The sequence below is a fragment of the Sporosarcina sp. P20a genome, assembly GCF_002743175.1.
In the GTDB taxonomy this organism is placed as follows: Bacteria; Bacillota; Bacilli; order Bacillales_A; family Planococcaceae; genus Sporosarcina.
In genome coordinates this window covers 483,820-505,218 of record NZ_PDYT01000001.1, presented here as the reverse complement: position 1 = coordinate 505,218, position 21,399 = coordinate 483,820, and the positions used below count along the sequence as shown (strand labels likewise).

Here is a 21,399-nt window from a genome sequence, read left to right as displayed (position 1 = left end):
TGTAAGACTCCTTTATTTATAGAGGTATGTTGCCGTGCTTTTTCTTCGGACGATCTTCGTGCTTATTGCGCATCATTTCAAGTCCTTGAAGCAACTTGATACGAGTTTCGCGTGGATCAATTACGTCATCTATCATGCCGTGTGAAGCTGCAACATATGGATTCGCAAACTTTTCACGGTATTCTTCGATTTTCGCAGTACGAGTTGCTTCCGGATTTTCACTGTTTGCGATATCGCGAGCGAAGATGATGTTCGCTGCACCTTCAGCACCCATAACAGCTACTTCTGCGTTTGGCCAAGCGAAGACTAAGTCTGCACCGATTGATTTAGAGTTCAGAGCAACATATGCGCCACCGAAAGCTTTTCGCAAGATCAATGTGATTTTTGGTACAGTTGCTTCCGAATATGCATAGAGGATCTTCGCCCCGTGACGAATGATTCCACCATGCTCTTGCTTGATTCCAGGGAAGAAGCCTGTAACGTCTTCAAATGTAATCAATGGAATATTGAATGAGTCACATGTACGGATGAAACGTGCGATTTTATCAGATGAGTTAATGTCTAGTCCACCCGCCATTACTTTCGGCTGGTTACAGACAAATCCTACTGTTTCACCTTTCATGCGCGCATAACCCACTACTGCGTTCTTTGCGAATTCAGGTTGGATTTCGAAGAATGAACCTTCATCCACTACTTGCTCCAACACTTTTCGTACGTCATATGGACGAATTGTTTCGTAAGGTACCGTATCTGCTAAATCTTCACGATAATCATCTTGCTCGTCGTATGGCTGAATCGGTGTTTTTTCTGTGTTGTTCTGTGGTAGATATGTTAAGAGATCGCGAGTTTTTTGCAATACTTCCTCTTCACTTGCGCCACGAAGATGTGCGTTACCACTAATCGTGTTATGAACTTTTGCTCCACCCAAGTCTTCAGAAGTAATTTTCTCGCCTGTTACTGTTTCAATAACTTTTGGTCCTGTGATGAACATTTGGCTCGTTTTATCCGTCATAATCACGAAGTCTGTGATTGCTGGTGAATACACCGCGCCACCTGCACAAGGCCCGAGGATAACAGAAATTTGTGGAATCACTCCGGAATAGATTGCGTTACGGTAGAAAATCTCACCGTATCCATCAAGCGATAATACACCCTCTTGGATACGTGCGCCACCAGAATCGTTCAAACCGATGAATGGTGCACCGTTTTTCGCAGCTAAGTCCATAACATTCGCAATTTTCATTGCGTGCATTTCACCTAAAGCTCCACCAAATACCGTGAAGTCTTGGGAGAATAAATAGATAGGACGACCGTGGATCTTACCGTAACCTGTTACGACACCGTCGCCAGGTCCTTCTAGCTTGTCCATGCCGAAATCACGTGTACGATGAACAACGAATGGATTCAACTCTACGAATGTACCTTCATCAAGTAGGATCTCAATACGTTCACGTGCAGTCAATTTACCTTTTTCGTGCTGCTTCATGATTCGCTCATCGCCGCCACCCAACTCGATTTCGCGCTTTTTGTCGTATAGTTCATTAATTTTATCGTAAATGTTCATCTATTATTCCCCCTTAGTCTTTTCACATAATTCATAAAGCACACCATATGATGATTTCGGATGCAAGAAAGCAACTTCTGCTCCGCCAGCACCTGGTTTTGGTTCATCTGAAAGTAGTTGAACGCCCTTTTCTTCCAATTCCTTCATTCTTGAACGAATATCTGTTACACCGAAAGCGATATGGTGAACCCCTTCACCGCGTTTTTCAATAAACTTCGCAATGGGACTTGTCTCCGTCATCGGTTCAAGCAATTCGATCTTGACATTATGTGCATCAATGAACGCCACTTTAACCCCTTGGCTAGCGACTTCTTCAATAGCGATAACTGTCAAACCGAGTGTATCTATGTAATAGTTAACTGATTCATCTATACTTTTTACAGCAATCCCTATATGATCTACCTTGTTCATAGCACATTCCCCTTTTAATACGATTCTACTATCCGAACATATAACAGCCATTCTAGTTGTGAAAATCCTTATTTCTGTTAAAATAGAAACAAACCAATTCCAACGTGTAAGGAGTTTTGCTGCATGAGTAATAAAAAAATTCAAAAAACAGTTGTTTACTTGATGATCGTCGCCATGATCGCATCTACCATGGTCATGGGTCTCAGCATGTTCTTATAATTCTTAATGACAGTTCGCATATGAAAATATGCGAACTGTTTTTTATTACAAAAGCGGTATGCGCCGTCTAGTCTCGACAGATGCTGGAGGGCCTGAAGCAATCCGAGAGACTGGCGCATGCAGCTAGATGTTACAGCTCTTCACAGTGCTCCTCAAATTGTTCCTGAAGATTTACAACGACAGACATCGGGTCATGTCCTTCGATTTCAAAACGTCCTACTTCACCGATTAGTTTGCCGTCTTTTAGCAAAGCGAATGATGGAGAAGATGGGATGTGGTCTTCACCGAAGTGCATACGTGCTTGTGCAGTTGCTTCTTTGTCTTGTCCAGCAAATACCGTTACCAAGTGGTCAGGACGCTTGTCATAATGTACTGCGTGCGCAGCTGCTGGGCGAGCAATTCCGCCAGCACATCCACAAACCGAGTTCACCATTACTAATGTCGTACCCGGCTGCTTGAATGCTTCCTCTACGTCCTCAGGTGTTTTCAATTGCTTGTAGCCGCTCGCTTCCATTTCGGATCTCGCTTGGTTCGTCATATCGTTCATGTAAAAATCAAAGTTCATAGTCATTTTACAGGATCTCCTCTCTTATACCGTATAATTGTGATAGCCTATTCAGTTCCGCTATGACACTTCCCTGATAATTAATTGACTATCCTCTTCAATCATAGCATATCCCTACACGAATTAAGAAGAAAACAATCGGTCAATTGCTCCAGTTACCGTTAAATGTCCGTCTAGCAATTCTTCCTCAAGTGCCTTCACCTGCGTTTTTCGTCCTTGCTCCGAGAAAAATGAATCAATCAAGTGGTCTCGGATCATCGCATGGAACCAATCACGTGTCTGGTGCTGACGTCTCGTGTCCCAATGATTCTTTTCTTTCATTTCTTTTTCGAATTCTAAAACCGTTTCCCATACAGCTTCCAAGCCGGTGTTTTCTATAGAAGAAACCGGTTGTACTTTCGACGTCCATTCAGGTGAAGCAGGTTGGAGCATGTGCATGATGCGTGTATATTCGCGCACCGTTTTTTTGACGAGCGGCTTATTGGCACCGTCATTCTTATGCACGACAATACCATCTGTCAGCTCCATGATCCCCTTTTTCATTCCTTGCAGTTCGTCTCCGGCACCAGTCAACACAAGTAATAAGAAATAATCGACCATACCACGGACAATCGTTTCACCTTGGCCAACCCCAACCGTTTCAATCAAAATGACGTCATAGCCCGCGGCTTCACAAAGCAGCATCGTTTCGCGAGATTTCTTATGCACGCCACCAAGTGTTCCCGCTGACGGAGAAGGACGGATAAAAGCATTCTTATGCCGTGCCAACTCCTCCATACGGGTCTTGTCACCCAAGATACTTCCGCCGGTCAGTGTAGAACTTGGATCAATCGCAAGCACCGCCACTTTATGGCCCATATCTGCAAGCATTAGACCGAACGCTTCGATAAATGTACTCTTCCCTGCACCGGGCACGCCTGTAACCCCAATCCGGATACAGTTGCCCGTTTTTGGCAGAAGGCTAGTCAACACTTCCTGACCGACCTTCTTATCGCTAGGCTTCGTACTTTCTAGCAACGTAATACCTCGTGCCAAATACAAACGGGAGCCATTTTCTATTTCTTGCTGCAATACATCTAAATTTTTATGAGATGGATCTTTCTTAACAAAGCGTTTACGTGAAGAGGCAACAAATCCATCATGTGTGGATTCTATTCCGCGCATCACATGCATTGCTGATTCATCTCGTCCGTTTTGTTTTTCTGTCAATCCGTCACTTCCTCATAGCCGAGCTGTCGGTAAATCTCCTCAATGACTTTTTGAGCTGCCACTGGAATGACTGTACCCGGGCCAAAGATTGCGGCTGCACCATTCTTGCGCAAGAAATCATAATCCTGTGCCGGAATAACGCCACCTACTACAACTAAAATATCTTCACGATTGATTTTTTTCAGTTCTTCACGCAATGTCGGTACTAATGTTTTATGACCTGCCGCCAGTGAACTCACACCGATGACGTGCACATCATTTTCCGCCGCCTGCAAAGCTGTCTCTTCAGGTGTCTGGAATAAAGGACCGATATCGACATCGAATCCTAAGTCAGCAAACGACGACGCGATCACTTTCGCACCGCGGTCATGTCCGTCTTGGCCCATTTTCGCAACCAAAATACGTGGACGACGCCCTTCATTTTCTAGGAATTCATCCGTCATATCTTTTACTTCCTGAATTTCTTCTTCATTTGAGAAGTTCGCGCTATATACACCACTCACTGAACGGATCACCGCCTTATGTCTGCCGGATACGGATTCAATCGCATCCGATATTTCACCGATAGTTGCACGCGCTCTTGCAGCGTCAACTGCCAATGCAAGTAAGTTCCCTTCGCCGCTTTTAGCCGCTTCCGTGATGGCCGTAAGAGTGGCTTGAACTACTTTTTCATCACGTTTGTCCTTCATATCGTTAATGCGGTCAATTTGCTTCTGGCGTACCATCGTATTATCGATATCTAGAATATCAATCGCATCTTCCGTATCGAGACGATATTTATTCACACCGACAATTGTTTCTGCTTTCGAATCAATTTTCGCCTGGCGCTTAGCTGCAGCTTCTTCAATCTTCATTTTCGGTAATCCAGTTTCAATCGCTTCCGCCATGCCACCAAGCGACTCAATTTCACCGATTAATTCCCATGCTTTCTCCATTAACTCTTCGGTTAATTTCTCCACATAGTACGAACCGCCCCAAGGATCAATTACTTTCGTCATCATCGTCTCTTCTTGCAAGAACAACTGCGTGTTACGTGCAATACGAGCCGAGAAATCTGTCGGTAATGCGATTGCTTCATCCAATGCGTTCGTGTGCAGTGACTGCGTGTGACCCATGGATGATGCGTTAGCTTCGACCAATGTACGTGTTACGTTGTTGTATGGATCTTGCTCCGTCAAACTCCAGCCTGACGTTTGAGAGTGTGTACGCAATGCAAGTGTCTTCGGATTCTTCGGTTCAAATGACTGCATCATCTGCGCCCAAATTTTTCGTGCCGCTCTCATTTTTGCTATTTCCATATAGTAGTTCATGCCGATTGCCCAGAAGAATGACAAACGTGGTGCGAATGAATCGATATCAATACCCGCCTTTAAACCAGTACGAACATATTCCAAGCCGTCTGCAAGTGTATACGCAAGCTCGATATCCGCCGTCGCTCCTGCTTCTTGCATATGGTAACCCGAGATCGAAATCGAGTTGAATTTCGGCATGTTTTCAGATGTGTACGAGAAAATATCCGCAATGATCCGCATCGACATAGCCGGCGGGAAGATATACGTATTCCGTACCATATACTCTTTTAAAATATCGTTCTGAATCGTACCAGATAATTTCTCAGGACTTACACCAGACTCTTCAGCCGCTACGATATAAAATGCCATGATCGGCAAAACCGCACCGTTCATCGTCATCGATACCGACATTTGATCAAGTGGAATACCTGCGAATAAAATCTTCATATCTTCAATAGAATCAATCGCAACTCCCGCTTTACCTACGTCACCTGTTACACGAGGATGATCGGAGTCATACCCACGGTGAGTCGCAAGGTCAAACGCAACAGAAAGTCCCTTTTGCCCCATCGCCAAGTTTCGACGGTAAAACGCGTTACTTTCTTCCGCTGTAGAAAATCCAGCATACTGACGAACGGTCCAAGGACGTGCTACATACATCGTCGGATACGGTCCGCGTGTGTTCGGTGCGATACCCGGGAAGTCTTTCAAATGCTCTGTGTTTTCAATGTCTTTTGCTGTATAGACAGGCGCTACATTGATTCCTTCATTCGTTAAAAAATTCTCTTTTGATAATGCTTGTTGTGAGAGTTCATTGAGTGATTGCTCTATATTCACTTTACGGAAATCAGGTTTACTCAACGGAACGGCCTCCTTTAGTTTGCGTAATAATAGTATTTAGCTTTTCGATTTTATCCTGTCCTGCAAAAATGAAGCCATTCAGTCCATTGGCAAGCCACTGATCTGCTGTTTCTGATGGATATTTACCCGCTGTATCGGTTGGACAATTGCCTTTATACGAAGCTAAGAAGTTTGTTACAACTTCTTCTGTATCAGCAGCCGATGCACAAATTACTGCATAATCAGGCTGTTGCTCTTCGATCCAACTGAGCGCTTGATCGTTTGACTCGAAAGAAGGACTCCACGTCGCTTCAATGCCACCAACTGCCAAGATTCCACTGACAAAATCTGCACGTGGTTTATAATCTTTCAACGCACCGAAGTTGAGTAATACAGTTTTCGGCAACTCCTCTTTTTGCTTAGAACGAATATGTTCAAAAGGCTCTGCCAATCGTTTCGATACCGTCACAGTTGATTCATTCGCATAATTCACATCCGTCAATTCCGCATAGACATTCGTACCGATCAACGTCTTCTTGCCCGTCGCCATCTCTTTCTGGCGCTGCGCATAAAGCTTGCTTAATTCACCAGACTGCAAGAAGGCTTGATAACCGCCATTCTCTTCAATCTCCAGGAACTTCGCCCATGATTTACGAATTAATTCAGTCGTCAACGATTCGATAAAGTAAGAACCGCCTGCAGGATCAAGAACTTGATCAATATGCGTTTCTTCCTTCAGAATCAATTGAATGTTTCGTGCGTAACGATTTGAGCTTGGGGACGTACCCGTCAATACATCATGCGGTAATACAGTCAGCCAATCCGCTCCACCTAAAATAGCTGCGAATGCCGCGTTGCCGCCGCGTAATAAGTTTACATACGGATCAAGTTTTGAATATGAACGCAATGAAGTAATCCCTAGTAAAGGTACTTGCTTCGCGTTCTCTACGCCGTACGCTTCATTGAATAGTTTCCACAACACGCGGAACGCACGGAACTTCGCGATTTCCATGAAGAAGTGTGTGTCAGATGCAAACCGTGCATAAAAGCCGTTTGCAAATTCTTCAAATGAAGAAGCGTCTTCCGCAAGTTCAGCTGCAATTGAAAGGGATAGCGCAAGTTCTGTTATCGCATCTGCCCCTTCATGATGCGCTGTCCATAAATCAGCACCTTTTGTGCGGACTCCTGGGAATCCTTCAGGTACTACCGGAACCGTACCGATGCAAATTCCTGTAACGTCTTTACGCTTTGCTTCATCTATATACGTGAAGGCTTGCAATATCGGATCATCGCTCTGCACTTCAGTGAATAAAATTGGATATTGCGTAATCAGTTCAGCCACTTGCTTGACGTCCTGTTCCGCCCAAACTAAAGGCCTCAGTCCGTTGTAAGCGATTGCTTCATTGCCCCGTGCCAAAGATTCTTTCATCTGCTCTACAAACTGTTGACCGTTCGCTGCGCTAACGGGTTGTGCGACCGTCCAGCCGAATGCAGGTTTCGTGACACGTGAAACTTCCAACTGGTCCAAGTCTTCTTTCGTGTATAGCGGATTGAGTTCAATGCCCTCAATCGTTTTTGTGTACAACGAATCAAAAGGCTTTCCTTTAAGTGATAAAACAGCCGCTTCTTTCCATTCAGTAAAGTTGGGGGCTGTGAAAGTAAATGTTTTCATGTTATGTATAGGCATAATGGTGCTCCTTCCCCTTTTAAAAACCATTAATAGTTATAGTGTACCGTAGAGTACGTTATGAAGAAAGGGGGAAATCAGAAGTTTCCGTCTAATTTTATCATAATCATACAAATTGATGACTTTTTATGCGTTTACTATTGAATTATTTGAGTGAATGGGATACATTAAACATCTTTTAATTGGAAAAGTGAAAAATTTAGTGAAAGCCAATTCTTTTGCGCTCATTAATTCGTGTAAGCGATCATAATTCCCTGTATCCGCTCTTAACTTCTCACAAGCGCTCATATCTCATCCGTATCCGCTCTATATCCACCACTAAGCGCTCACAAAGTTTGTCTAGCCGCTCATTACGCAATTATTAACTCACTTGATTTCAAACTTTTTCTGCATTTTATAGCCAGCAAGTGATCAGCCTCCATCCACAAGACTCTATACTTACTGCTTTACCTCCAAAAAAACCAAAAAACAACCTCCAAAAACCAAGTTTGGAGGTTGCCGAATCTTAATATAAGGAAGTCTTATCTTTAGCCATACCTTCCAACAACTCTTTCACACGGGCAAGGAAACGTCCACAAACGAGTCCGTCAAGCACACGGTGATCCAGCGATAGACAGAGGTTGACCATATCACGTGCAGCCATCATGCCATTGTCCATAATAACTGGACGCTTGACGATCGACTCCACCTGCAAAATCGCAGCCTGCGGATAATTGATGATCCCCATTGACTGAATGGAACCAAATGAGCCCGTATTGTTGACAGTGAACGTACCACCTTGCATTTCTGTCGATTTCAGCTTGCCGTTACGTACCTTCCCTGCCAACTCATGAATTTCGCGACCAATACCTTTGATCGTCTTTTCATCTGTTTCTTTGATGACTGGGACATATAACGCATCGTCCGTTGCTACTGCAATCGAGATGTTGATGTCTTTTTTCATGACGATCGTATCGCCTGCCCACATAGAATTCATTTCCGGATATTCCTTCAAAGCTTGTGAAATGGCTTTGATAAAGAAGGCGAAGTACGTCAAATTGAATCCTTCTTTTTCTTTGAATTCTTTTTTTACACTATCACGCAATAACACAAGTTCTGTTACATCCACTTCTATCATCATCCATGCGTGTGGTGCCTCGGTTACAGAACGCACCATATTGCTCGCAATTGCGCGACGTACACTCGTTACTGGAATCTCGATATCACCGTTTTCGAGTTTCACATTCGACGAGGCAGCTTGTTTAGGAGCCGACTGTTGATCCGAAGACGCCACTTGTTGTTGCGACTCTTCTTGAACAGCAACTTCTTGTGGTGCTTGTTGCGACTGTGCTCCGCCACTTTCAATGAATGCTTGAATGTCTTTACGTGTAATACGTCCTTCGCGTCCTGTACCGCTTACTTGTGCCAAGTCTATGCCGTTTTCCTGAGATAGCTTCAACACAGCAGGAGAATATCGTCCTGCTGCCTTGCCGCCTGTTGCAGGTTGTGGCTTTGCTCTAGGCGCGTCCTGTACTTCTTTCATAGCAGGCTTTTTTGCGGGTGTTTCAGGTTTAGGTGCTGAAACTTGTACTGGCTGTTGTGCGGCGCCTTCAATTTCAATCAAACAAACCGTTTCGCCCACTTCGATCGTATCGCCTTCTTTTGCGATGATTTCCTTGATCGTTCCTGAGAATGAAGAAGGAACTTCCGCCGTTACTTTATCAGTCGTCACTTCCGCGAGAGAATCATATTTCGCTACCGTATCTCCCGGAGCGACGAGCCATTTTTCGATAGTTCCTTCTGTTACACTTTCACCCAGTTTCGGCATAGTGATTTTTTCAATGCCCATTTCTTTACGCCTCCTTAGTTAAAATTCCGCTAAATCCCTTGCTGCCTTTTCGACCTTTTCAGGATTCATCATAAAGAACTTTTCCATAGAAGGGGCATATGGCATGGCAGGTACATCGGGTCCTGCTAATCGTTTGATTGGCGCATCCAATTCAAATAAACAATTTTCTGCAATGATAGCCGAAACTTCACTCATGATGCTGCCTTCTAGGTTATCTTCTGTTACTAATAGAACTTTTCCTGTTTTCGAAGCCGCTTCAATGATCGCTTCTTTATCTAACGGGTACACCGTACGTAAATCCAGTATGTGGACAGAAATATCATCTTCAGCTAAACGTTCTGCAGCTTGAAGTGCGAAATGCACGCACAAACCATACGTGATAATCGTTAGATCTTCTCCTTCACGCTTTACATCTGCTTTACCGATCGGCAATACATAATCATCATCCGGAACTTCCCCTTTGATTAACCGATACGCTCGCTTATGCTCGAAGAATAGCACGGGATCTTCATCGCGCACTGCCGCTTTTAGCAAACCTTTCGCATCGTAAGGAGTAGATGGAATGACAATTTTCAAACCAGGTGTCGAAGCAAACATCGATTCCACTGACTGTGAATGATATAAAGCTCCGTGAACGCCACCGCCAAAAGGAGCGCGAATGACGATTGGACAAGAGAAATCATTATTCGAACGATAACGAATTTTCGCCGCTTCCGAGACGATCTGATTCACCGCAGGCATAATAAAATCAGCAAACTGCATTTCAGCAATCGGACGCATACCGTACATCGCAGCACCAATCGCTACACCCGCAATAGCGGACTCAGCAAGAGGCGTATCAAGCGAACGGTATTCACCGAACTGATCGTATAGTCCCGTTGTTGCTTTAAACACGCCACCTTTACGGCCCACATCTTCCCCAAGTACGAATACTTGGTCGTCGCGTTCCATTTCTTCCTTCATCGCCAGGTTGATCGCATCTATAAATGAACGAACGGCCATTATGCTTCGCCTCCCTTTTCTTCATAGACATAGCGCAGTGCGTGTTCCGGCTTCGCGTATTCCGCCAGTTCCGCATACTCAGTCGCTTCATCGACCTGCAATTTCACTCGTTCTTCTATTTCATCATACTTTTCATCCGTCAAGACATTAACTTCTTTCAGATAATGAATGAATGACAATAACGGATCTTGTTTTCTTTCGTCCTCAAGCTCTTCTGCATCACGATATTGACGTTGATCATCATCCGAAGAGTGTGCAGTCAGTCGATAACATACCGCTTCGACTAATGTCGGACCCTCTCCGTTTCTAGCACGGTCTGCCGCTTTTTTTACCACTTCATACACTGTCAGCGGATCTCTTCCGTCTACTGTGTAGCCTGGCATACCGTAACCGATTGCACGATCAGAGACATTCTCACATGCCATTTGTTTCTCAAGAGGTACGGAGATTGCATATTTATTATTTTCCACCATAATTACTGTCGGTAATTTATGCACACCGGCAAAGTTCATGCCTTCATGGAAGTCTCCCTGATTGGAAGAACCTTCACCAAGAGTTACGAACGTGATGAAATCTTCTTTATTCATTTTAGCGGCGAGTGCAACACCGACAGCATGTGGTAATTGCGTTGTAACAGGTGAAGACCCTGTCAAAATACGATTTTTGCGTTGGCCAAAGTGACCTGGCATCTGCCGTCCACCGGAGTTCGGGTCTTCTGCCTTGGCGAAAGCCGATAACATCAAATCTTTCGGCGTCATACCAAAATGTAAGACAACTCCCATATCACGGTAATACGGTGCGATCCAGTCCTTTTCGTTATTCAGAGCAAATGAAGCTCCTACCTGCGCCGCCTCCTGTCCTTGACAAGAAATAACGAACGGGATTTTCCCTGCGCGGTTCAGTAACCACATTCTCTCGTCTAAACGACGTGCCATCAGCATCGTCTCGTACATTTGCAACACATCTTCATCTGTCAAACCCAATTCAATATGCCGATTACTCATTCCACTTCCTCCTTTACATGTGAATGGCTAGCCCATCAACCGCTAATGCCGCTTCACTGAACGCTTCAGATAATGTTGGGTGAGGATGAATTGCCGAGGATATTTCCCAAGGAATTGCATTCATCACCATCGCCAAGCCTGCTTCGGATATTAGATCCGTTACGTGCGAACCCATCATATGGACGCCGATAATATCATCCGTCTGCTGATCAACAATGATTTTCACGAAACCATCTGCATGACCGTTAACTAATGCTTTACCGTTTGCCTTGAATGGGAACTTGCCGATCTTCACATCAAATCCACGATCTTTCGCTTGTTGCTCTGTCACGCCGACTGCCGCAGTTTCCGGGTAGGAGTAAACACAACGTGGTACTAGATCGTAATCAATCGGATCTACCTGTTTTCCTGCTATATGTTCGATCGCATGCAATCCTTCATGTTCCGCTACATGCGCCAATTGAAGGCCGCCAATCACGTCACCGATTGCATAAATATGATCATCTTTAGTTTGATAATGATTATTCGTTTGAATCGAGCCCTTTTCGACTTGGATATCCGTGTTTTGTAAACCGATATCATCGATCACTGGAGCGCGCCCTACAGACACTAGCATTTTCTCACTCGTGATAGATTGTTCATCATTATCCAGCTTATAAGAAATTGTGACTTCACTATCGTTTTTCTGCAACGACTCCGTCAGAATTTCAGCACCTAAGATGAACTTCACACCGCGCTTTTCAAGCGCTTTATGCATCGCGACAGCTACGTCACGATCTTCCGTTGCCAATATCTGATCCAGACGATCCATGACTGTTACATCGACACCAAAATCTACTAGCATAGAAGCCCACTCGATGCCGATCACACCGCCACCGATAATCGTAATAGAAGATGGAAGCGCATTCATTAGTAGAGCTCCGTCGGATGTCATTACAGACTTTTCATCTACTTCGAGTCCAGGTAATGATCTTGGTTTTGATCCAGTAGCAATCACGAGATTTTTTAGAATCAATATTTCATTTTCATTACCGTTATCCATTTCCACGGAAATAGTTCCAGGCATCGGGGAGAATATGGAAGCTCCTAGTATTCTACCTGTCCCATGATAGACATCGATTTTACCTTTTTTCATCAATCCTTCTATACCCGCATGCAATTGATCGACGATTTTACCTTTACGTTTTTGTACTTGTGAGAAATCCAATGAGACATCTCCCGTATTCACGCCGAATTCATTCGCTTCTTGACGTGTTACGCGATAGACTTCCGCGCTTTTCAGCATCGCTTTACTCGGGATACACCCGCTATGCAAACACGTACCGCCAAGTTTGGATTTTTCTACAATTGCTGTTGTTAAACCTAATTGAGCCGCACGAATGGCTGCAACATAGCCGCCAGTTCCGCCACCTAAAATCACTACGTCATATTCTTTACTCAACGTAAAGGACTCCCTTCGCTTACAGTATTCAAATAAATGTAGACAGGCGAGTGTAGCGGTGGACAGGTGCACCCTACCTACCGCTATGACTCATCTACTAAATTATTTATTTGATATAATACTCTTTTCGTTGCGCAAGAATGTAGTTCTCGTTGCGCCAACTCTTGCAATACGTTCTTCTGCCAAACGATCAGCAGCCTGGTAGGATGGAATACCGTCTCGCTTTGAGATAGCGAATATCTTTAGGATCGTATCGTAAATACCTTCTACGCGCTTTAATGCACGCTCTTTATTGTATCCAATCAATTCGTCGGCTACGTTGATTACTCCGCCTGAGTTGATTACGTAGTCTGGAGCGTAAACGATTCCCATTTCATGCAAGCGATCACCGTGTTCTGGTTCCTTCAATTGGTTATTAGCAGAACCTGCAACAACTTTCACTTTCAATTGTGGAATCGTTTCGTCATTGATTACAGCACCGAGAGCACATGGAGCGAAGATGTCCGCTTCTTGTGAGTAAATCGCGTCCGTCGCAACCGCTGTTGCTCCGAATGCCACTACCGCACGCTGGACTGCTGCTTCATTGATATCCGTGACAATCAATTTTGCGCCTTCTTCATGCAAGTACTCGCAAAGTGTGTAGGCAACATTACCAACGCCTTGGACCGCAATGGTTTTACCTTCAAGTGAATCATGGCCAAATGCTTCTTTCACAGCGGCTTTCATTCCTTTGTAGATACCTAGTGCAGTAACCGGGGAAGGATTTCCTGACGTGCCTTCTCCTGAAGAGATACCCGTAACAAAATTTGTTTCCAAATGGATTAAGTCCATATCGTATTCAGTAGTCCCAACGTCTTCCGCTGTTATATAGCGTCCGTTCAGCCCCTCTATGTAACGACCCAATGCGCGGAACAGTTCATCGTTCTTATCCGTTTTCGGATCTCCGATTATGACTGTCTTTCCGCCACCGAGATTCAAACCTGCTGCAGCGTTCTTGTATGTCATGCCTTTAGCCAATCGTAATGCATCTTCAATCGCATTTTCCTCGCTAGCATACGTCCACATGCGCGCGCCACCAAGTGCCGGTCCAAGTGTCGTGTCGTGAATAGCAATAACCGCTTTCAATCCCGATGTCTTGTCATAACAAAGCACCAGTTGCTCATAGTCGTGATCTTCCATGTACGTAAACAATTTCATAAGTATCCCTCCAGGCTAGTAAAAGATTATAAAGATTCATGCGTATGGTACTGATTCTAAATTTCCTACGAAGAAAATGCAAATCTGACACATTTTGGCCATTAATTTCGCAAGAGTTTTGTAAACAATCTACCTATATCGTACATGATGGCAGAGTCCTTGACAATCCATGACCACACGGTAAAATTAAATAGGTGAGGGGTTGAATGATATGGTACGTCTTGCTGCGTTTATTGTACTGTTGATTCCAGGGATTGCAGCGGCTCTCGGAATAAAATTAATGCGAGATTCATTGTTCGGACATCTATTTCCGCCATTCCCATTCATTTGGATGCAGTTTTTAGGCGGTTTCATACTATTCGCCGGCGGTCTTGGATTCTTTGCAGGCTTTTTATTACGCCGAGACCGCAGATCTGGACGAGCAGCTGACAGATTTAAAAAAGACTTAAAATAAAAGGGCCAAGGTGCATTACCTTGATCCTTTTATTTTTTTGCGTACACGCTTCGGATAATCTGTAATCCAGCCTGTCACTTCAGGTGTATTGGATAAAAATGATTCCGCACCCGTTACCCCGTACATTCGTAATATCTTACCACTTTCAAGCAGATGACTCTTATACGGATCTTTCCATAATCGCTTATGAAAATGAAATGCATTTACATCATACGAATTAAGATTCTGCCAGTCTACTGATTTTTTTCTAAGCAATAAAGCCGTTTCCATGTCAGGATCCAGCTCTCTTACCAGACGCACCGTTTCATAATCGAACGAAGAGAGATGTACGTCTGATAATGGTTCTACGTAATGTAAGATTTGCTCAAGTACAGCCGCTTGACCATACACCGTTTCCTTTAATTCGACATTAAGCGCCAAATTATGTTCGGAACAGAAAGTAACTACATCAAATAATAGAGGGATGGGATGGCCAAACATTCGCCTGTATCTGCTTTTCCCTATTTTGATTTCCTGCAGTTCCTGTGACGTCAATTGATCAATGCGCTGATCAATTCCAGCGAGGCGTAGTAATTCATTGTCGTGAATGACAACCAATTGTCCGTCGCTCGATTGTTGCACATCCAATTCGATTCCATCCGCACCTTTTTGTACAGCCCCTAAAAAAGCCCGCATCGTATTTTCGAAATAATTTCCAGATGCGCCACGGTGTGCAAATATTTTACTGTCAGACATTTAATACTCCTTCGCTCGTTATTTCGAAAACACCTTTTGTTACACGACTCAACATGCTACTTTTACTTCCTATAACGATTTGAACACCAGGATGTGCTTCACGCGTGATGTCAATTTTAGGCGTACTAGCCACTTGCACAAGTTGCAGCTTATTTTTGATTGCCTGATCGAGTGATACAATTTCTTGCTGCTTTGCCTGCAATGTCTTTTCTAGCATATCCAACTGAGTAGCAGGAAGATTCGCTTTAACACTCGCCATTTTATCGAGCGTCATCTCAAGTTTCTTCAGTTCTGCATGCTCCGCTTTGAGTTTTTCTGCAAGTCGTTGAATTTCTTCGAGCTCCATTTCTTTATTGACTCCTTTGACGATAAGTTTCGTCAAACGTTCATGGCTATTGCCGACCGACGCACATTCGATGGAAAACATTGCTTCTGCAACACCACCAATGATCCGACCTTTATGTTTATCAACAAAAATATGATCGCCGTATAATTCAGATCCAAGTGAATAGAGACCGATGTTCACTCGTTCCCCGTAGATTTTGCAGTTATTCGCATGCTTGACGAAGACGTTTTTCTTCGCCTTAATAATAGTTTCTCCTCCACCAAAGACACCGCCTTTAATATAGACGTCGCCATCTTCAGAGTAGATTTCCTTCGCGTTTGTAACGCCTTCTTTTCCTTCGATAGAAATATCCCCTGTCGCATTGACTGAGAAGCCGGCCGAAACCGTTCCCATTACACGCACGGAACCATCAAATGTAATCGATCCGGTTTTTGTACCCACATCATCCGGAATGATCAATTGCTTTCCTACACTGATTGCACCATTCAGTTCTTCAAGTGCGCCGCCATGCAAGGCGCGTAAGATGATTTTGCCATCTTCCTCAAACTCCCCGACAGATTTTCTATCATAAACTAGTTTAATGTCCTCGCCTTTTTTCGCCGCTATCGGTTCACCAAAGACGTTATAGCCTTCAAATCCTTCTTTAGCAGGCGTCTTTTCACCCAGCCAATCATCTTTCACAATTGGCGTTACGAAATTCAACTCATAGTGATCAACTGAGCCATCATCGCGAAGAATAGGTTTACGATCTGGCAACTTAATATACTCGACCTGCGCACCTTCCCCTTGGACGGGTTCTTTGCCTACGGCAATAATGATCGGATTACTTGGAAGGTACGCTAAGCTAAACAGACTTTCTTTGTCGTAGTGTACGTCTCTTTGGTCCAGCATGTCTTCTGCCTGTTTCAGGAACTGCTCTTTATTTGCAAGAAATTCTTCGTTTGTTGCATGAATATACAATTCTACCTTCATTTTACTAGGTGATATATATACTTCACAAGGAGCGGAGTACGACCCAATATCATGCTGACCTACTGTTTGCAGTGCTTTCATCAGCTCCTTGAATGAATTCAGTTTCAATCTAGGAATATCAGAAGCCAGTGCGTCAAATGACTTAAGCGGATATCCTACTTTTTTAGTGTTCATGATAATTTTATTATTTTCTTCTTGAAGTTCAAAATATTCATTTTCAACTAACAACGAAATCCCTCCCTCTTTATTTACTAGTATAGAAGATTGCAACGCACTAGAGGTAGCTCTTTTTGTGATTACACCGCGTAAATAAGCATTTTCTCACAGTGTTCTCCGATTTTCTTATGCTACGAAGTAAATACTGACTTTATCCCTACAATATGTCTACTGCATAGTTTATGCATAAACTGCAGCTGAGTTTGTATGGAGGTATGAGTCGCAGAGCGTTAGTGAAATTTTAGTTAAACTACAAATTATCTCCAAAATCAAGCGAGGTCATTATGCGTAATGAGCGGCTAGACAAACTTTATGAGCGCTTAAACGTCAGTATAGAGCGGGTACGAATGAAGTATGAGCGCTTTACAGAAGTTATGAGCAGTTGCAGAGAAAGTATGATCACTTACACGAATTAATGAGCGCAAACGAATTGGCTTGCAGTAAGCATTCACCTATCCAACTAAAAACGGAATAATCCTGCCCCTCCAGAACGAATCCGCCTAAACCGTAAATCCCCTAACGTATCCACCGTCATCCTTATCCGTCTACAAACGAAAACCAACTAATACACCCGATTAGTTGGTTTCCGTAAACACTCTATCCTTTTGTCACTTCGATCAGCTCACCATATGCTCCAAACGGATTTTGTCAGCGATCATTGCAATGAACTCGCTATTCGTCGGCTTACTCTTCAAATGATGCACCGTATAGCCGAACGTCTTCGAAATCAAATCGTAATTTCCACGGTTCCACGCCACTTCAATCGCATGACGTATTGCACGTTCCACACGGGATGGTGTCGTATTATACTTCTTCGCAATATCCGGGTACAGAATCTTCGTGACCGATCCAAGCAACTCTACATCACTATACACCATCTGAATTCCTTCGCGTAAAAACGCATAGCCTTTAATATGAGCAGGTACGCCGATTTCTTTGATCATTGACGTAATCGCTGTATCGAGTACTTTCTGAGTAACAACGCCTGTCTGTGGGGCTGACTCCTGCACGACAAAAGAAGGCGTCGTATTTTTCGGTTTTCCTGCAGCTTTAAAGATTTGTCCGATCAAGCGGTCGAATTCAAATGGCTTCAACATGAAGTACGAAGCACCAAGATTTGCAGCTTGCGACATGACGTTTTCTTGTCCGAAAGCCGTCAGCATCATGATTTGCATATCCCCCATTTTATTCGTTTCATTCAGCGTCTCCAGTACCCCAATACCATCAAGATGCGGCATAATAATATCCAACAATAAAATATCCGGTCGCTCTTCTTCCAACATCGTCAAGCATACTTGCCCATTATTCGCTGTCCAAATTACTTCTATTTCGTCGTGCTTTTCAAAATAAGACATCATCGTTTTCACAAGTTCTTTATTATCGTCAGCAATTGCTACTTTCACATTTTCCATTACTCATTCCCCCTGATATAAAATCGGTCATCCATTTCTTTCTCCCGCTGTTTCTCTCCTATTATCGTAAGTCATCTATATGGCAAATTCTACATTTACTTAAATTTTCACGCAAAATGATACTTCTGAACGATGCTTTCTACCTATTTCGACTTTTTTCCCTTTTCTTTGTATCGAACACATATACGAAAAAAAGCAGCCTGTGCATTTTTGGCACAGGCTACTTTTTCACTTCTCATTCGTTCTCATCGTTTTCAGGAAAAGCGCGGCCCCTTTTTCCGGCTCGTCTACGAACATATGCGTAATAGCACCGACAAACTTACCATTTTGGATCACAGGACTCCCACTCATGCCTTGCAAGATCCCGCCTGTCTTGCTCAGCAGTTTCTGGTCAGTCAATAGGATGTGGAATTGTTCTTCTTCTATCTTCGTTATTTGGATGGTGAACTTTTCTACAGTCGAACCTTCTACCGTAGTGTAAATTTCTGCAGGTCCGATCATCAATTCAAACGGTTGCATAATTTCAAGGGGTTCAGCCAACACTTTATTATTAGCTTTTTTCCAATGACCAAATATTCCATAGACATTATTGATTTGAATATTTCCAAGCAAATTATTCTGATCAATAATGGAAGAAATTTTATAACCCGGAATTCCTGGAGAGCTCTTCTTGATCTGGCTGATTTCAGATAAATAAATCGCGCCTTTTTCAAAAGACGGTGCAGACTGTAACGTACTATCAATAATCTGGTGCCCCAGCGCACCATACGTGCCACTTTCCGGGTCGACATACGTTAACGTCCCCGTACCTTCCGTTCGATCCTTCAGAAAGGGTGTGACGCGCTTAATGAGCGACCGATCTGCTTCAATGGTTTCGTTCTTCCCATTACGCAAAACGTCGAGTATCATCGTAGCGCTATCTTTTTGTAAAGCCCGTTCAAAATGAACAAGTTGCTTCGTATCCGTACCGTTCAATTGGCGAATTATATCGCCTTTTTTTAGCCATTCCTGCTGACTCACCTTGACGTCACTCGTTACATAAATCCCACTCAAATCCATTTGGATACCAATGGAGTCACCCATCGGTATGAGCGTTTCTTCATTTGCTAATGAAATTCCAGGCACTAGGCAGAGCATCAGGACGAGCGCTATGAGCGTTTTAAAAGATTTATTCCATCCCATGTTTCACCTCCTCAACGAAAGATACCTTTGGTATGTCCTTTCGAAGAGAAAGTATGAAAGGGTAAAATAAACAGTGCCCATTCCTAGGGGAAACGTTATGATTTCAAGCTTTATTTACGGAATTCTTGTTTACGTTGATCGGCTAGAACCAAAAGTTCTTCAGCATGCTGAAGCGTCAATGTGGTAATTTCTGCACCAGAAAGCATACGGGATAATTCCTCCGTACGTTCTGTTTTCATCACATCATGAATCGCTGTAGTTGTCCGTCCATCATGCACTTCTTTTTTAATAAGATAATGATGATCTGCCATTGCAGCCACTTGCGGTAAATGTGAAATACATAACACTTGCGAATGACTGGAGATCATGGAAATTTTTTCCGCGATGGATTGCGCTACGCGTCCACTGACTCCGGTATCCACTTCATCAAAAATAATCGATGTGACACCTTGATGTTGAGAAAAAATTGTTTTCAACGCCAGCATCATTCGTGATAATTCGCCACCAGATGCCACTCGTACCAAAGGTTTAAGCGGTTCCCCCAAGTTTGTTGAAATTGTAAATACAACTTCATCAAATCCGTTAGCGTCAAATTGACGAGGTTGTTTTTGCTGAATTTGTACTTTAAATGTGGCTTTTTCCATATATAACTGTTTTAACTGCTCTTCAATCCCTTTTTCGAGAGAGAGTGCCTCTTTTTTACGGATAATCGATAATTCATTCGCTTCTATTTCAAGATCTTCTACGTATTGTGCCAATAATTCTTGGTTTTGATGCAATCTCTCGTCACGATTGACAAGTTGATCGAGCGCATCAGCAATTTTATCGCGATAAATTAAAATATCTTCAAGTGATTTGCCATATTTGCGTTTCAACGTCAAAAATAATGCTAATCGATCTTCGACGAACTCCAATCGATCCGGCTGGAATTCCATACCATCGATCATCCTTTTTAAATCATGCGAAACATCTTGAAGCGCATAAAATGAAGAATTAACCGTTTCAGACATCGTTTTAAGATCTTCATCAATTGAAGCAGCTTCTTCAAGATCACTCATTGAATTGCCAACCCAATCGAGTCCATGAGACTCTAAAGACAATGCTTCGTAGGAAGTATTCAAGCGATCAAATAGCCGATTAAAATGTTGGAGCTTTACAAGTTCAGACTCCAATTCCTCTTCTTCACCAATCATCAAATTCGCTGCATCGATTTCTTCTAATTGAAATTTGTATAAATCAATTTTCTGCGCAATTTGCTGTTCATCTTGTGTTTTAGCCGCAATGAGTTGCTGGAGTTTTTTATATTTATCATATAACTCGGTATATGTTGACATTGCACGTTCAATTGGCTCGCCAATAAAAAAATCTAGCAAATGAATATGACGTTTTTCATTCATTAATTCTTGGTTTTCGTGCTGTCCGTGAATATCGATCAGCATAGCACCAATCTCACGCAATATAGCAATTGTCACGAGTTTACCATTGACGCGACAAACAGATTTTCCACTGGCACTTATATCTCGGCGTAAAATCACGATACCTTCTTCAGTATCAATGCCAAATTCCATCAACTTCTCCGTTACATTTTCAATATTTTTATCAATCGTGAAAAGTCCTTGAAGTTCAGCCTTTTTTGCACCATGGCGAATAAATTCCTGTGAGCCTCGTCCGCCAGCGAGCAGCTGGACAGCGTCAATAATAATGGACTTCCCAGCACCCGTTTCACCAGTCAGCACCGTTAGACCGTCGTCAAATGTGATTTCAAGTTGTTCAATAATAGCAAAGTTTTTAATCGAAAGTTCGCTTAACAAAGAAATCCTCAC

General features: G+C 43.2%; 18 protein-coding genes. 2 read left to right on the top strand and 16 right to left on the bottom strand.

The features are described 5' to 3' along the window. Positions 1-16: 16 nt before the first annotated feature. Together CSV72_RS02670 and mce are read right to left on the bottom strand one after the other, a co-directional pair. On the bottom strand, positions 17-1,564 hold the full coding sequence (locus tag CSV72_RS02670) for an acyl-CoA carboxylase subunit beta (RefSeq protein ID WP_099676983.1): 1,548 nt from the start codon (positions 1,562-1,564) through the stop codon (positions 17-19). A 3-nt stretch (positions 1,565-1,567) separates the two neighbouring features. Further along, positions 1,568-1,975, bottom strand: coding sequence for a methylmalonyl-CoA epimerase (gene mce, locus CSV72_RS02665; RefSeq protein WP_099676982.1), 408 nt, complete (start codon positions 1,973-1,975; stop codon positions 1,568-1,570). A 123-nt stretch (positions 1,976-2,098) separates the two neighbouring features. Between mce and prli42 the strand changes: the two genes are divergently transcribed. Then, on the top strand, positions 2,099-2,194 hold the full coding sequence (gene prli42, locus CSV72_RS16650; RefSeq protein WP_155979530.1) for a stressosome-associated protein Prli42: 96 nt from the start codon (positions 2,099-2,101) through the stop codon (positions 2,192-2,194). Positions 2,195-2,324: 130 nt separating this feature from the next. Here prli42 and CSV72_RS02660 read toward each other — a convergent pair whose 3' ends face one another. The 9 genes from CSV72_RS02660 to CSV72_RS02620 form a co-directional block, all read right to left on the bottom strand. Next, the gene (locus tag CSV72_RS02660) at positions 2,325-2,765 is read right to left on the bottom strand and encodes a BrxA/BrxB family bacilliredoxin (RefSeq protein ID WP_099628904.1); all 441 of its coding nucleotides are present in this window, start codon (positions 2,763-2,765) and stop codon (positions 2,325-2,327) included. Positions 2,766-2,882: 117 nt separating this feature from the next. Continuing rightward, positions 2,883-3,932: a methylmalonyl Co-A mutase-associated GTPase MeaB gene (gene meaB, locus CSV72_RS02655; protein ID WP_099677130.1), complete on the bottom strand. Its 1,050-nt coding sequence runs from the start codon at positions 3,930-3,932 to the stop codon at positions 2,883-2,885. A gap of 32 nt (positions 3,933-3,964) precedes the next feature. Then, a complete protein-coding gene (scpA, locus tag CSV72_RS02650) occupies positions 3,965-6,121 on the bottom strand; it encodes a methylmalonyl-CoA mutase (RefSeq protein WP_099676981.1) in 2,157 nt (718 codons plus the stop codon). After that, positions 6,114-7,772: a methylmalonyl-CoA mutase family protein gene (locus CSV72_RS02645; protein WP_158232131.1), complete on the bottom strand. Its 1,659-nt coding sequence runs from the start codon at positions 7,770-7,772 to the stop codon at positions 6,114-6,116. Before CSV72_RS02645 ends, scpA begins: the two co-directional genes overlap by 8 nt. 520 nt (positions 7,773-8,292) lie before the next feature. Further along, positions 8,293-9,615 carry a dihydrolipoamide acetyltransferase family protein gene (locus tag CSV72_RS02640; protein WP_099676979.1) on the bottom strand — a complete coding sequence of 441 codons (1,323 nt, stop codon included), beginning with the start codon at positions 9,613-9,615 and terminating at the stop codon, positions 8,293-8,295. 18 nt (positions 9,616-9,633) lie between these two features. Further along, a complete protein-coding gene (locus CSV72_RS02635; protein WP_099633528.1) occupies positions 9,634-10,617 on the bottom strand; it encodes an alpha-ketoacid dehydrogenase subunit beta in 984 nt (327 codons plus the stop codon). After that, the gene (locus CSV72_RS02630) at positions 10,617-11,621 is read right to left on the bottom strand and encodes a thiamine pyrophosphate-dependent dehydrogenase E1 component subunit alpha (protein ID WP_099676978.1); all 1,005 of its coding nucleotides are present in this window, start codon (positions 11,619-11,621) and stop codon (positions 10,617-10,619) included. Before CSV72_RS02630 ends, CSV72_RS02635 begins: the two co-directional genes overlap by 1 nt. Positions 11,622-11,634: 13 nt before the next feature. Next, positions 11,635-13,062 carry a dihydrolipoyl dehydrogenase gene (gene lpdA, locus CSV72_RS02625; RefSeq protein ID WP_099676977.1) on the bottom strand — a complete coding sequence of 476 codons (1,428 nt, stop codon included), beginning with the start codon at positions 13,060-13,062 and terminating at the stop codon, positions 11,635-11,637. A gap of 102 nt (positions 13,063-13,164) precedes the next feature. Beyond that, the gene (locus CSV72_RS02620) at positions 13,165-14,259 is read right to left on the bottom strand and encodes a Leu/Phe/Val dehydrogenase (protein WP_099676976.1); all 1,095 of its coding nucleotides are present in this window, start codon (positions 14,257-14,259) and stop codon (positions 13,165-13,167) included. Positions 14,260-14,470: 211 nt separating this feature from the next. Between CSV72_RS02620 and CSV72_RS02615 the strand changes: the two genes are divergently transcribed. After that, the gene (locus tag CSV72_RS02615; RefSeq protein ID WP_099669259.1) at positions 14,471-14,713 is read left to right on the top strand and encodes a DUF2627 domain-containing protein; all 243 of its coding nucleotides are present in this window, start codon (positions 14,471-14,473) and stop codon (positions 14,711-14,713) included. A 15-nt stretch (positions 14,714-14,728) separates the two neighbouring features. On the opposite strand, the gene CSV72_RS02610 is transcribed toward CSV72_RS02615, so the two are convergent. From CSV72_RS02610 to recN, 5 genes are all read right to left on the bottom strand, one after another. Further along, entirely contained in the window at positions 14,729-15,448 is a 720-nt protein-coding gene (locus CSV72_RS02610; RefSeq protein ID WP_099676975.1) for a glycerophosphodiester phosphodiesterase, read from the bottom strand. Then, on the bottom strand, positions 15,441-16,994 hold the full coding sequence (locus CSV72_RS02605; RefSeq protein WP_099676974.1) for a flagellar assembly protein A: 1,554 nt from the start codon (positions 16,992-16,994) through the stop codon (positions 15,441-15,443). The genes CSV72_RS02610 and CSV72_RS02605 overlap by 8 nt, the downstream gene beginning before the upstream one ends. Before the next feature lie 605 nt (positions 16,995-17,599). Beyond that, positions 17,600-18,394, bottom strand: coding sequence for a sporulation transcription factor Spo0A (spo0A, locus tag CSV72_RS02600; protein ID WP_099676973.1), 795 nt, complete (start codon positions 18,392-18,394; stop codon positions 17,600-17,602). Between the two features lie 228 nt (positions 18,395-18,622). After that, entirely contained in the window at positions 18,623-19,576 is a 954-nt protein-coding gene (locus tag CSV72_RS02595; protein ID WP_099676972.1) for a SpoIVB peptidase S55 domain-containing protein, read from the bottom strand. Positions 19,577-19,686: 110 nt separating this feature from the next. Further along, complete coding sequence (gene recN, locus CSV72_RS02590; RefSeq protein WP_099676971.1) at positions 19,687-21,387, bottom strand: DNA repair protein RecN; 1,701 nt, start codon at positions 21,385-21,387, stop codon at positions 19,687-19,689. Positions 21,388-21,399: the final 12 nt, after the last annotated feature.

What these genes read in the sequence shown, in the direction of transcription:
- CSV72_RS02670 (WP_099676983.1), bottom strand. Translation starts at nt 1,564, where the DNA reads ATGAACATTTACGATAAAATTAATGAACTATACGACAAAAAGCGCGAA.
- mce (WP_099676982.1), bottom strand. Translation starts at nt 1,975, where the DNA reads ATGAACAAGGTAGATCATATAGGGATTGCTGTAAAAAGTATAGATGAA.
- prli42 (WP_155979530.1), top strand. Translation starts at nt 2,099, where the DNA reads ATGAGTAATAAAAAAATTCAAAAAACAGTTGTTTACTTGATGATCGTC.
- CSV72_RS02660 (WP_099628904.1), bottom strand. Translation starts at nt 2,765, where the DNA reads ATGACTATGAACTTTGATTTTTACATGAACGATATGACGAACCAAGCG.
- meaB (WP_099677130.1), bottom strand. Translation starts at nt 3,932, where the DNA reads ATGCATGTGATGCGCGGAATAGAATCCACACATGATGGATTTGTTGCC.
- CSV72_RS02645 (WP_158232131.1), bottom strand. Translation starts at nt 7,772, where the DNA reads ATGAAAACATTTACTTTCACAGCCCCCAACTTTACTGAATGGAAAGAA.
- CSV72_RS02640 (WP_099676979.1), bottom strand. Translation starts at nt 9,615, where the DNA reads ATGGGCATTGAAAAAATCACTATGCCGAAACTGGGTGAAAGTGTAACA.
- CSV72_RS02635 (WP_099633528.1), bottom strand. Translation starts at nt 10,617, where the DNA reads ATGGCCGTTCGTTCATTTATAGATGCGATCAACCTGGCGATGAAGGAA.
- CSV72_RS02630 (WP_099676978.1), bottom strand. Translation starts at nt 11,621, where the DNA reads ATGAGTAATCGGCATATTGAATTGGGTTTGACAGATGAAGATGTGTTG.
- CSV72_RS02620 (WP_099676976.1), bottom strand. Translation starts at nt 14,259, where the DNA reads ATGAAATTGTTTACGTACATGGAAGATCACGACTATGAGCAACTGGTG.
- CSV72_RS02615 (WP_099669259.1), top strand. Translation starts at nt 14,471, where the DNA reads ATGGTACGTCTTGCTGCGTTTATTGTACTGTTGATTCCAGGGATTGCA.
- CSV72_RS02610 (WP_099676975.1), bottom strand. Translation starts at nt 15,448, where the DNA reads ATGTCTGACAGTAAAATATTTGCACACCGTGGCGCATCTGGAAATTAT.
- spo0A (WP_099676973.1), bottom strand. Translation starts at nt 18,394, where the DNA reads ATGGAAAATGTGAAAGTAGCAATTGCTGACGATAATAAAGAACTTGTG.
- CSV72_RS02595 (WP_099676972.1), bottom strand. Translation starts at nt 19,576, where the DNA reads ATGGGATGGAATAAATCTTTTAAAACGCTCATAGCGCTCGTCCTGATG.